Below are 12738 nucleotides of genomic sequence, written 5' to 3'. Positions count from 1 at the left end.
TGATTAGTATGAATCATAAGGGTTACCTTTTTACGATTTAGATTTCAGTGATTTCACCCTCTATCTAAATCGGTAACCCTTCCCTTTTTTGAAGAGGGAATTGTCAGATCAGATCTGAACTAATGCAATTCAGTAATTAAAGCCACCAATCACCTTGTGTAAACACTGGTGATTGGTGGTTATTTATACACTTTAAACCCGCCTGCAAGCAGGGTTTCAAAATGGTTAATTGCCTCTTTTCCGACCGGACCTGCATTTTCTGTTTCTTCGACACTTTTTCCATGGCCACCCCCCCCTTCGTCACTGCCTGGCCTGTTCAAAACAAGCAACGTTACTTGATGGACTTTATAATGAGGGTGACCCTGGACGTAGGATCATTCACTTCCTCCAGCGGAAATGCCCCTGAAGCATCACAGCTTAATCGTGCCTCTCCCTCAACTTCATGGAAACCAATAACCCAGCCGCTTGCTTTTAGGTAATGGCACCCTGCCCCATCTCAATAGTGGCGGCCTGTATGCCGATACAAAGATAACATCAATACAACACCACTGAGAAAAAAGTCACCAATGGACACCCCAGGTTCCCCCAGAACTCATGCGCCTTCTGGCCCGGCGCCTCTACAGCCAGAAGAGCCAAAAGAGGTCGATAACCGTGAGGGGAAAACCTGGGGAAGAAGCGTCAGCAAAGAAGAGCCAGAGGGCAGGATCACTCCTCTCTACTCAGAACAGCACTGGGAAGAAGAGGAACAGGTAGTCCCGGATTCTGTTTCCGAACTTTCTCAAGATCGGCAGGACACTGACCCGGATGCCTCCCGGCAGCCCCAGGGGCGTTTCCATAACAAGTCCGTTCGCAGGGTGGATACGCCAGATAACCCGGACGACCAGCCAGCCCCTTTCACCAGAATGCGCGGGATCCGGAAAAAGCCGGACAGCTGGGAGTATCCTGCCACTTCGCCCAGGCAACCGATGGATATTCCTGTAGAAGAAAATCTGATAGAGGAAATCCAGGCTCTGGAGGAAGAGCAGGTGGTGCCTGATATCGATGAAATAAGTCAGGAAAGTCATAGCCCCCAACCTGAAGAGGCTATGACTACCATGGTCGAAGAAGTTGAGCTCCCAGCACCGGAGCAGGGGCAGACTCCTGCCTCACAAAAAGAGCAACAAAAGGGGAACACTGATGGTAACGTGCAACAAGCCGAAGATCAGGTGGTGCCCGACCAACAGGACTCAACATCGGAAGTGCAGGCAAAGTTTCTTGAAGCCTCCCCCATATCAGACAATGCAGAAGAGCCAGTAAGTATTGACAGTGAGGACTATGAACCAGCTGAAGTGCATCGTAAAATCGCCAGGCGCGAGGCTGTGAAAAGAAAAAGATCAAAAGAGTTGGAAGGCAGCCCCGCAGAGAAACTACAGATTAATGATGACCTGAAGGCGATTTCTGCGGATGAATTGAATGTGACTTCTGTGGATGAACTGCCAGATATCCCACTGGAATCTGAAACACTTTCCCCAATGCAAAAAGAGCACACCAACTGGCAGCAAAGAATGCTCAATGTCCTGCAATCCATGGATGAGCGCCATGCACTCTCCTCACCTCCCTGGTCTGACAGACACGGCAGAATTACCCACCTGACTATGCTGGGCACCCATGATTCAGGCACCTATACCATTCGCAGCGGAGTACCGGGAATTGAAGCCTATTCAGTGACCCAGAACAGAACACTGGGAGAGCAACTTGAAAGAGGGGTTCGATATCTTGACCTGCGCATACGGTCGATATCAAAAGAGTCAAAAGCTGGCAGCGGCTTTATTATTCACCATGGTTCAATTGATGGGACAGATTGCATGCCGGAACTGAACCAGGTCATGGATTTTGCCCGCCAGCATCCGGAAGAAATCATACTGATGAAAATCCAGTTCAGTGAGGATGCCCCTGAAGCTCTGGATCGCTTTTATGATAAATTCATCCATCCAAACCAGGATCAATTTATTCGTCAGACCGATGATCAGGGTAGAGCCGTTCCCCTGTCGGATATTCGGGTAAACCGTCCAATTGATGGCAAACATAATGTCCTTCTGTTAGTGAAAGACAAGCACCAGCACCTTGCCAGAAAAGATCCCTGTTGGGACTATAAAGCCTGCGCTTTAACCAAGTGGGCCAGTACATCGAAAAGTTCCAAAATCAAGAAAGTCAACAAAGCCGTGCTGGATCGAAGTACCAGTGCCGGTGACAACGTTCTGACCATCTGCCAGATGCAGAAAACCTCTCTGATTACCGGCTCCGTCAAAAGCCTCAAGGAGCAGGCCCGCCTTAACAGTAAAGTGATCGACTGGATGGTTGACTGGACGGAACAAAACAAACGCATCAAGCCAAACATTATTAACACCGATTTTTTTGATAAATACGGTGGAGATGGAAATATCATCATGACCCTGGCCTATAACCTTCTGGGGGTCGAAGACGATCTTATCTATAAAGAGTTTCCCGAGAACGCAGAAGAAATAATGAGGGTCAGGTCAAAAATCGAAAGCGCCCATTTTCCCCATTCTGATAATCTGGACAAACTGGCAGCCCTTAAGCGCCAAAAGGGATCAGGAAAAATTGAAAAGTCCTGACAGATAAAAATAACTATGTTTATGGCCGATTGTCTATGCACCCCAGAGAACAGTACAAATCACTTCTTACTGCTTTCAGGGGAAAGTCGGAGAAACATCACAAACGCCCTTCCACGCCAGGCAGCAACCCTGGCAGGAGCCAGTCGGAAAAGATAATAAAAGCCAGAGGTTGGTTCATATAACAACAAGAAAGATGCCTGAGGACTCTCAGTGCTAGCCTGGACTTCTTGAGTCTCAGCATGACTGGCATCTGAAGAAGTGAGCCGCAATACAGCGCTTTGAAGAAAATGGTGCCTTATAGAGTGCCGTTCTGAGGACTGCAATCTAGAATGGATGGTTGATATACATCTGTCGTAATGAAGAGAGTTCAATTGAATAGAAACAAGACCATTAAGGTGGTTTTCTATCGGTATCATAGCTATTTCTACTATTCTATTAACAAAATCATTGAATCTTGAAGTAACAAGCTCCCTTTCCTCCGGCGGGGTATTTCTTAAAAAAGACTGCAAACCACTCTGATTTCTTGATACAGATAAAACAAGATTAAGAAGCAAGCCCGAAAAAAAACAGAAGTACCACTGATGCCTGGGAATACCAATAGCAATCATAGCATCAGCAAACGCACTGGCCCAAAGTAATCCTGAATGCACAGTGCGTACGTCCAACCGAAAGGATGGGGTAATCATTGACAGATAGTCAAGCAAACTCATAGTACAGCGGTTTACTTCATTCGATGGCCCTAATCTGGCAATTTCAACCCCTTCCAAATTTTGGCTACCCTGCCCCCTATAGTCCAGCAAACGATAATTGATAACGGCATTCTTTAACAATTGTAATACCTGAATGTACTGAGAATACATCAGACAATCAGAAGTATGATCACATGAGTTTTCGGGTAAATCTCCTCCACAGCCAGGACAAGTAGCTTGAGCTAAGGAGCTGGTTACAACCAGAACAACCAGGATCGTTAAAAGAGGTTTTCTCATTAATCAGGCACCAATAACATAGCAACCATCAATGGACTCTGACATCACATGAAGCGAAAAGGTTCTCTTTCTCCCTCAAATATACCAAATGAAACAGGAAGTACTGATGTACGGAAGATCCATAAAAACATAGCACCTATCCCGATAATTGAAAGACCCGATCAGGAACGGGTCTGGCAGTACTCCCGGATCATCTGCCGAATCAGAGCATCGCAGGGCAGAATATTATCAATCCCCGCCACCCCGTGCCCCGCCGACCAGACGTCCTGCCAGGCTCTGGAACTGTCAGGGTCCACGGGAGTCAGCTTTTCTCCAAAATTCACTTTGCCGGAACTCAATAGAGCGTCCATCTCATAGCCTGCAGCCGCCAGGCTTTGCCGGATGAAGTTGGAAGGTACTCCGGTGACGGCAGGGGTATGAATAACGTCGGTGGGCGCGGCTTCCACAATTAATTCCTTATGCCCCATGGGCGCCCGGCTTTCCCGGGTATTGATAAAGCGTGTGCCAATATAGGCCAGATCCGCCCCCATTAACTGGGCCGCTCTCACCTGGTTGCCACGGTTGATACAACCTCCCAGCAGCAGGGTTTTGTCCCAGAATGAACGCAGATCCTCAATCAGGGCAAAGGGGTTCAGGGTGCCCGCATGACCGCCAGCGCCACCGCTGACCGCAATCAAGCCGTCCACACCGGCTGCCGCGGCTTTTTCACCGTGGCGCTGGGTGGTGACATCATGAAAAACCAGGCCACCATAGCCGTGCACTGTATCCACTACCGGCTTCATGGCCCCCAGAGAAGTAATCACCAGAGGCACTTTGTACTTAACACACAGCTCAAGGTCCTGCTGTAACCGGGGGTTAGATTCATGAACAATCAGGTTCACTCCATAAGGTGCCGCCTTTTTCCCGGAGGACTGCTCAAAAGCTTCCAGGCGTCCGGTAATCTGCTGGAGCCACTGCTCAAAGCCTTCACTGGTCCTCTGGTTCAGGGCAGGAAACGTACCCACTACCCCCTGTCGGCAACCGGCAACCACCAGGTCGGGACCGGAAACCAGAAACATCGGCGCCATCACCACCGGAATGGAGAGCCTGTCCAGCCATTGCTCAGGAATCATTGTCGTTCACCTTGTTCTGTTTATTGGGTTTCGGGCAGTGCTCATTCCAATCTTCATTCGCCATCGGCCAGTGCTTCCAGCTGCACCATCAGCTGCCGTCCCCTGATCTGATCCCCGGGCTGAACCAGAACCCCTGTCACCCGACCGTCCATGGGAGCCGTTAACGGGTGCTCCATTTTCATGGCTTCAATCACCGCCACCGGTTCGCCTACCCGAACTCTGTCCCCCTCTGATACATAAGTTTCGACCACCACACCGTCCATAGAGGCCAGCACCTGGTCCGAAACCTCCACCTTCTGCCGGGCGGATATCAAGGTCTGGTCCGAAATCTGGAGATTGCCATTGGGGCTACTGAGCCACAGACTTTTATCCCGGATGTCCAGGACAAAAGCCCGGGTTTTGATCACTCCCTGGCAACCATAACGAACCCTTGTTCCTGCACAATCAAGCAGTGAAATTTCATGACTCCAGCCATCGGAAGTGGACTCGACGCGGATATCTCCATCATGGGAATAATCCACCCGGAGCCAGTGCTCCCTATCAGCCACTTTCAGTTTCAGGGGGCGGCCCCCCATCATTCTTGGGCCCGCTGACAGCCCTGAGCCAACTAACGGCTGATCCAGCAAATCACGGGTCAACAGGGAAGCAGCCAGAGCCAGCTCTTCCTGACCCACCCACTGCCCTGTCAGGGTCGGGTTATCCGAAAAGGCCTCCCCCATAAAATCCGTCGTCGCCAGCCCCTCAATAAAAGACGGATCCCTCAGCACCTCAGACAGAAACGCCCGGTTGTCTCGAATACCCAGCAAATGAGAGTCGTCCACCAGCCGTACCAGACGACGACGGGCCTGTTCCCTGGAAGAACCCCAGGTGATCAGTTTTGCCAGCATAGGATCATAAAAGGCGGTGATCTCCTGACCTTCTGCCAGCCCCGAATCCACTCGAAAGCCGGACTCCATTCCCTCTGCAGACGCCGGTTCCCATAGAAGTATCTGTCCGGTCTGGGGCATAAAGCCATTGGCAGGGTCTTCCGCATAAAGCCTCACTTCCATGGCATGGCCGGTAAGGGTCACCTCATCCTGACTGAGCGGCAATGGTTCTCCACTGGCCACCTCTAACTGCATGGCCACCAGATCCAGACCGGTCACCAGCTCCGTTACCGGGTGCTCAACCTGCAGCCGGGTGTTCATTTCCAGAAAGTAGAAATGCCCCGTCTCATCCAGCAGGAATTCAACAGTGCCTGCTCCCACATACTGGCAGGCAGCCGCGGCCTGAGTAGCGGCCTGGCCCATTCTCTGACGCAAGGCTTCCGATACCGCTGGGGAGGGGGCTTCTTCAACCACCTTCTGGTGACGCCTCTGGACCGAGCAGTCCCGTTCCCCCAGGTGAATGACATTGCCGTGGGTATCTGCAAAGACCTGGATTTCAATATGGCGGGCACCGGACAATGCTTTTTCAACAATCAAATCGCCATTGCCAAAGGCGCTCAGCGCTTCCGACCGGGCTGATTGAATTGCGCTTATCAGTCCCTGTTCACTTTCCACCCTGCGCATCCCCCGGCCTCCTCCGCCGGCAGAAGCTTTAAACATAACCGGGAAGCCTATGGCCAGAGCTTCCTCCTGCAATCGTTCATCACTCTGGTCGTCTCCTTCATACCCGGGAATACAGGGCACCCCGGCATCCAGCATGGCGATTTTGGAGCGTCGCTTACAGCCCATCAGTTCGATCGCACTGGCCTTCGGCCCGATGAATATTATTCCCGCAGCCTCACAGGCCCGGGCAAATTCGGCATTTTCCGACAAAAAACCGTAGCCCGGGTGGATCGCGTCGGCGCCAGCCGTTCTGGCGGCCTCAAGCACCCGATCAATGCTTAAATAACTCTCACCCACGGGAGCGGCACCAATACACACTGCCTCATCGGCCTGCAGAACATGGGGTGCGTTGGCATCAGCCTCGGAAAAAACGGCTACTGTCCGATACCCAAGCCCATGGGCCGTTCTCAGAATACGAACCGCAATTTCTCCCCGGTTGGCCACCAGGATTTTTTTGAAGTCGTTCCGGCATAACATCATCTTGCCTGCCTCTTTCTTGTATTTATCGATTGGTATTCATCATGTATTTGCTGATAATCCCCAGCATTACCTCATCCGCCCCACCTCCGATGGAGCCCAGACGGTTATCACGATAAAAGCGACTGACCACGTTATCCCACATATACCCCATTCCACCCCAATACTGAAGGCAGGCATCGGTCACTTCCCGGGAAAGACGTCCTGACTTCAGTTTTGCCATGGAAGCCAGCCGCGTGACGTCTTCTCCATTCACATAGGCTTCCGTAGCCTGATAAACCAGTGCCCTTAATGCCTCCACTTCGGTCTGCAGTTCCGCCAGCCGGAACTGAATCACCTGGTTGGCAATCAGCGGTTTACCAAAAGCCTGGCGCTCACGGGTGTAGTTCATGGTTTCATTGATGCAGATCTCCATGCCTTTCAGGGACATGGCGGCCACATACAGCCTCTCCTCCTGAAACTGCACCATCTGCATGGTAAATCCGGCCCCCTCAGTACCAATCCGGTTTTTCCGGGGTACCCGGACATTGTCAAAAAAGATCTGGGCGGTATCCGATGAGCGCATGCCCAGCTTGTCCAGCTTTTCTGAAAAGCTGATTCCGGGTAGATTCGTGGGTACCACAATCAGGGATTTATTCTTGTGGGGCGCCTCATCAGAGGTATTGGCCAGCAGGCAGATAAAATCCGCCTGGGTAGAGTTGGTGATCCACATCTTGGAGCCATTAATCACATAGTCATCGCCGTCTTTAAAGGCACTGGTTTTCAATCCCGCGACATCAGACCCCGCCCCGGGCTCACTGACGCCAATGCAGGCCACTGATTCCCCGGCAATGGCAGGAGCCAGGAACTGTTCCCGTACATAGTCACTGCCAAACCGGGCCAGGGCTGGAGTAGCCATATTGGTCTGCACCCCAATAGCCATGGGAACCCCACCACAGCGAATGGCTCCAAATTCCTCTGCAGCCACCATCTCATAGCTGTAATCCAGGCCCATCCCCCCATTTTCAACCGGTTTGCTGATTCCCAGCAGACCCAGCGCCCCCATTTTTCTGAACAGGGATTTCGCCGGAAAAATGCCCGCTTTTTCCCACTCATCCACATAAGGGTTGATTTCATTCTCCACAAAGCTGCGGATGGTTCGCCGAAGCGCCTGGTGCTCCTGGGTCAGTTGCATGGAATTGTCCTTTACTATTGTTCGCTCAAGGCTGTTTATTGTTTGATGACGCCCTCAAAGGGCTTTTATTGCACCCAAGGGCGCTGATCAGAATCCAGGCTCCAACCCTCACCCAAACCCTCTCCCAGAGGGAGAGGGCTTTCAATATTGGCACCGTCAACACCCTCTCCCTCTGGGAGAGGGCCGGGGTGAGGGAAAGCCATTAACCGTTCAGGGCGGAGTTAGCAGGATCAGCTACCGAAGCCTCGATCAAACCTATGGGAGTCTCCCCGGCATAGCCGGGGGTTTACCTAATGATTAATTACTTGCTCAAGGCTCTCATCTCAGAATCTCGCCACACCAAAATCATTACCCGACAGTTTCCGGTGCCGGGCCTGCCAGCAAATATCCAGAAGGCTGGCCAACAGTGTCCGGGTATCCCTGGGATCAATCAGCCCGTCATCCCAGAGTCGCGCCGTGCCAAACAGCGCGGTTGAACCGGCATTCAATTTTGCGGCCGTCATCTGTTCCAGCTGGGTCAATTGGGCATCGTCCGGCTCCACGCCCTGTTTTCGCATTTTCTCTTCAGTAACAATCCTGAGCACCTTACCCGCCTGCTCCCCACCCATCACTGCGGTCCGGCTGTTGGGCCAGGCAAAAATAAACCGGGGATCCAGACCCCGGCCGCACATGGCGTAGTTACCGGCCCCGTAAGAACCACCAATCACAATGGAGATTTTGGCAACCCGGGCATTGGCCACTGCCTGAATCATTTTCGAGCCGTGCTTGATGATGCCGTTACGCTCCGCATCGGTTCCCACCATAAACCCGGTGGTATTGTGCAGAAATACCAGGGAACGCTGACCCTGTTCACACAACTGGATAAACTGGGCTGCTTTGTTGGCCCCTTTGGGGGTAATAGGGCCGTTATTACCAATGATGCCAATACTGTGTCCATCAATATGAGCGAACCCGCACACCGTCTGACGATCCAGCTCCGGCTTGAAGTCCTGAAACTCGGAACCATCCACCAGCCGGGCAATGACTTCCCGAACGTCGTAAGGCTTTTTGCTATCACAGGGGATAAGCCCCAGTAACTCTTCACTGTCGTACAGTGGTTCAGTGCCGGATTTTTTCACCGGCAGAAGCAGCTGTTCATTCCAGGGCAGGCTCTGCATCACCTCCCGGGCAATCCGTATCCCATCAGCATCATCTTCAGCCAGATAGTCCGCGGTACCCGCTTCAAGAGCATGAAGTTCAGCCCCTCCCAACGCTTCATCCGTGGCCACTTCACCGGTGGCGGCTTTCAACAGAGGAGGCCCGGCCAGAAACATCTTTGCCTGATGGCGAACCGCAATCACATAGTCCGACAATCCCGGTTGATAGGCACCACCCGCCGTGGCATTGCCATGCACAACAGTGACCTGTGGAACCCCTTGTGCTGACAACCGGGCCTGGTTGGCAAATGCCCGGGCACCGGTAACAAAGACATCCGTCGCATAATTCAGGTTGGCCCCACCACTCTCTGCCAGGGTCACCAGGGGGAGTTTATTCTCCCGGGCAATCTCCTGCAGCCGGAGGGTTTTCTCAAGACCGGTGGGAGAAATGGTTCCCCCTTTGATGGCACTGTTGTTCACCTGCACCATGCAGCGAACTCCGGCTACATAACCCATTCCGGCAAGAATCCCGCCACCGGCAGTGGAACCGTCCTTATCATCATGCATCTGCAGGCCTGCCAGGGAACAGAGTTCAATAAAGCTGGAACCGGGATCCAGCAGCAGATTCAGGCGCTCCCGGGGCAGCAGTTTGCCCTGCTGGTGAAATTTATCCTCAGCGGCACTGGATCTTTCCAGCCCCTTTTGTTCAAGCGCCCTGAATTCATTCACTTTCTCCAGCATCGCCTGCCGGTTGTCCTGAAAACCACCGCCATGGACATCTATTTCAGACTGGATAACCGCCATGGCTTCCCCCTGTTCGATTGTTGTTTTTTTTTCGTTATGCCTTTTCAATCAAAGCAAGCTCTTCGGAATTGAAACCGGCATATCCAGCAGTTGCTGGGCAATGGCTTTCCCTTGGGGATCCACTCGCAAACTGGCCATTCCGCCGCCACCCAGGCTGTTTTCCAGCAGGATGTTCATGGCACCCATTCCCGGCAACTGATAGCGTGTCACCCGACTGGTTTTATCAAGAAGGTGTGACAGGTAATTGGCAACATTCTCCTCCGTCAGTGCCGCTTCGATATACGGCAGATAGCGCTCGTTCCGGGCCATCACGCCAATATTACAGTGGTTTCCTTTATCACCGCTTCTGGCAACTGCCAGCTCAATCAGTGGAACCAAAAGGGTATTTTCCTCCTTCAGTGGCACTGGTAAATCATGATCGGTCCACTGGGTAGAAGGCCGGGTCTGATCCAGGCCTGAAGGAACATCAACGGCAAACGTTTCGGATTCCTCACCATCCAGCAAACTGAATGATACGGGCACCTGCGCTTTGTTGATCAGGAAGGAAAACAGACAGAGCCTCGGCGATGGCCTGGGACGACCTCCCACCAGACCGGTGATACCCGGCGCCATGGCGGTAGCCGCCTGGGCAATCTCCCTTCCAAACACACCCAGGGCTTTGGGATCATCATGGGAGACTGAGAGGGTCACCACCACTTCCCGGCTATTCTGGTTGCACGCCTGCTGTCCATAGGTTGCCTCTGTGCCCAGCAACTCAATGTTCACCTCACGGAAATCCGCCATACCCCTGGCCTGATAGAGCGCCTGCACCCGGGTGATAATGGCATTCGCCACCGTCCGGGCTTTTTCTCCTGCTTCCCGACCGGCCAGCAGAAAGCTGGCGGTACTGCGATACCCCTCCAGATAGGTGGCACTGACCTTATATTGCTGACTGCTGGGCCGCCCCCTGGCTCCGGAGACCCGCACCCGACTCTCGTCTTCTTCCCTGAGTTCAACCCCAGTAAAGTCACAAACGACATCTGGCAGTTGGTAGGCACTGGGGTTGCCGATCTCATAGAGAATTTGCTCCCCCACTGTGTGGCGACTGACCAGGCCTCCCGCCCCTTCCGGCTTGGTCACCACAAAATCACCATTGTGATGGCACTCAACCACAGGAAAACCCATATTGGCGTACCCCTCCTTCACCAATCGCCAATCGGTAAAATTCCCCCCGGTGCACTGGGTTCCACATTCAATCACATGGCCAGCGAGGGAAGCCTGGGCCAGACGATCGTAATCCTGCCAGCTCCATCCGAACTCATGCACTAATGGTCCCAGTACCACCGCGCTGTCCACCACCCGGCCAGTGATCACGATATCAGCACCAGCGGCCAGAGCGGCGGTAATACCACTGGCTCCCAGGTAAGCATTAACGCTGGTACAAGCATCCGGTATGGGCTTGCCACTGAACATTTCCTGAATATTCTGCTGCCTGAAGCTTGGTTGCAGAGCCATAAGATTATCGCCTTCCACAACCGCTACCTTCAGGTTCAACCCCTGCTCCTGGATCACCTGCATCAATGCCTGGGCACACCCCATGGCATTGATACCACCGGCATTGCTGCATACCTTGATCTCCTGACGGGCAATCTCATTCAGCAGGGGTTTCAAGGTGTGGATAAAATCGGGAGCGTAACCGCTATCGGGATTTTTCATCCGGGCACCCGCCATGATCGACAGGGTCATCTCTGCCAGATAATCAAAAACCAGGTAATCCAGTTCGCCCTTGCTGACCAGTTGTTCTGCGGCAACGGACGTATCCCCCCAGAAAGCGGAGGCACACCCTATTCTTATGAGCTTTTCGTTCGCTACGGGCATCTTTTCAGAGGTTAGCGTTGCAGGGTCTGACATAATTTGATCCAGCCACAACCAATTCTTTTTTTATACGACGATGTTTTATTTGTAGTTGCCTGAATACTTTCCAGTGGAGATTCAAGCTTCTGGAGACATTACCAAGCAAGCGCTTGGTTGGCAACCAGAGTTACAGTACACTCGACTCTTATCCCTTTAACACCAGGACGCCTTATGCCCGCTGCCCAACTGCCTGATCATCAGAATATCCCACTGGAAAGCCAGCTGGTTGCAGAGGGGCTGATCACCCGACCTGACAGCCCCAAAGGCAGGCTCCTGCTGCAGGCAGCCACTCTGTTTCGTGACAAAGGTTACGAGCGAACCACCGTGCGGGACCTGGCCAAAGCCGTAGGTATTCAATCAGGCAGCATCTTCCACCACTTTTCCAGCAAAGAGCAGATACTTCTGGCAGTAATGGAAGAAACCATTCATCTGAATACTGAGCGAATGAGGCTGGCCCTGAGAACCTATCCTTCTACCCGGGAGCAACTGCTGGCACTGATCCGGTGTGAATTGAACGCGGTACTGGGGAAAACCGGTGCAGCCATGGCGGTCATTGTCTATGAGTGGCGTTCCTTGAAGCCGGAAAACCAGGAAACCATTCTTGAGCTTCGCGCTGTTTACGAGCAACTCTGGCTGGATGTGCTGGAAAAAGCCAGAGAAGAAAAACTGGCAGTGATTGATCCATTTATCCTCCGTCGACTGCTGACCGGAGCTATCAGCTGGACGATTAACTGGTATAAAGAAAATGGGGAGATGGATATGGAAGAGCTGGCAGAGATGGTGTTGACCCTGGCTATAAAATAGCTAAAAAACTCATTCCTGACATGCATTAGTTCAGATCTGATCTGACAATTCCCTCTTCAAAAAAGGGAAGGGTTACCGATTTAGATAGAGGGTGAAATCACTGAAATCTAAATCGTAAAAAGGTAACCCTTATGATTCATACTAATCA

At 52.3% G+C, this 12738-nt stretch carries 8 protein-coding genes; 2 read left to right on the top strand and 6 right to left on the bottom strand.

The genetic code is table 11. The features are described 5' to 3' along the window. The first annotated feature begins 566 nt into the window (after positions 1 to 566). On the top strand, positions 567 to 2615 hold the full coding sequence (locus ACNRUY_RS23550; RefSeq protein WP_488114112.1) for a phosphatidylinositol-specific phospholipase C domain-containing protein: 2049 nt from the start codon (positions 567 to 569) through the stop codon (positions 2613 to 2615). A gap of 59 nt (positions 2616 to 2674) precedes the next feature. On the opposite strand, the gene ACNRUY_RS23545 is transcribed toward ACNRUY_RS23550, so the two are convergent. From ACNRUY_RS23545 to ACNRUY_RS23520, 6 genes are all read right to left on the bottom strand, one after another. Then, the gene (locus ACNRUY_RS23545; RefSeq protein WP_488114111.1) at positions 2675 to 3601 is read right to left on the bottom strand and encodes a hypothetical protein; all 927 of its coding nucleotides are present in this window, start codon (positions 3599 to 3601) and stop codon (positions 2675 to 2677) included. Positions 3602 to 3762: 161 nt separating this feature from the next. Continuing rightward, positions 3763 to 4713, bottom strand: a complete 951-nt coding sequence (locus ACNRUY_RS23540) for an NAD(P)H-dependent flavin oxidoreductase (RefSeq protein ID WP_488114110.1) — start codon at positions 4711 to 4713, stop codon at positions 3763 to 3765. A gap of 53 nt (positions 4714 to 4766) precedes the next feature. Beyond that, the gene (locus ACNRUY_RS23535; RefSeq protein ID WP_488114109.1) at positions 4767 to 6782 is read right to left on the bottom strand and encodes an acetyl/propionyl/methylcrotonyl-CoA carboxylase subunit alpha; all 2016 of its coding nucleotides are present in this window, start codon (positions 6780 to 6782) and stop codon (positions 4767 to 4769) included. Positions 6783 to 6804: 22 nt separating this feature from the next. Then, entirely contained in the window at positions 6805 to 7953 is a 1149-nt protein-coding gene (locus tag ACNRUY_RS23530; protein ID WP_488114108.1) for an acyl-CoA dehydrogenase family protein, read from the bottom strand. A 323-nt stretch (positions 7954 to 8276) separates the two neighbouring features. Next, entirely contained in the window at positions 8277 to 9893 is a 1617-nt protein-coding gene (locus ACNRUY_RS23525; protein WP_488114107.1) for an acyl-CoA carboxylase subunit beta, read from the bottom strand. Positions 9894 to 9941: 48 nt separating this feature from the next. After that, positions 9942 to 11783, bottom strand: coding sequence for an acyclic terpene utilization AtuA family protein (locus tag ACNRUY_RS23520; RefSeq protein ID WP_488114106.1), 1842 nt, complete (start codon positions 11781 to 11783; stop codon positions 9942 to 9944). A gap of 174 nt (positions 11784 to 11957) precedes the next feature. On the opposite strand from ACNRUY_RS23520, the gene ACNRUY_RS23515 reads away from it, so the two are divergent. Then, positions 11958 to 12590 (top strand): TetR/AcrR family transcriptional regulator, encoded by a 633-nt coding sequence (locus ACNRUY_RS23515; protein ID WP_488114105.1) that lies wholly within the window; start codon positions 11958 to 11960, stop codon positions 12588 to 12590. Positions 12591 to 12738: the final 148 nt, after the last annotated feature.

The sequence above is a fragment of the Endozoicomonas sp. Z74 genome, from assembly GCF_057680865.1.
This window is presented reverse-complemented; position numbering and strand designations above follow the sequence as displayed.